This window comes from Halorubrum sp. SP3, assembly GCF_005435195.1.
In the GTDB taxonomy this organism is placed as follows: domain Archaea; phylum Halobacteriota; class Halobacteria; order Halobacteriales; family Haloferacaceae; genus Halorubrum; species Halorubrum sodomense.
Genome location: NZ_SGTU01000782.1, coordinates 1 through 218, shown reverse-complemented (window position 1 = coordinate 218; position 218 = coordinate 1). Strand labels below are relative to the sequence as shown.

General features: G+C 76.1%; 1 pseudogene. It reads left to right on the top strand.

What is annotated here, in order from left to right:
• Positions 1 to 218: pseudogene (locus EXE42_RS18220) on the top strand (methylated-DNA--[protein]-cysteine S-methyltransferase); the annotation flags it as partial.

Sequence of the window (218 nt, the reverse complement as noted above, 5' to 3'; positions counted from 1 at the left end):
CCCCGCCGAGCCGCCGGGAGACGCCGACGGCGACCACGACCTCCTCGACCGGATCGGCGCGTACCTCGGCGGCGAGCGCGACGAGTTCACCGAGGTGGCGCTCGGCCTCACGGTCCCGACCGACCAGCGCGAGGCGCTGGAGGCGCTCCGCAACGTCCCGTACGGTGAGGAGGTGTCGGTGAGCCGCCTCGCCCGGCTCGCCGGGTTCGACCCCGACG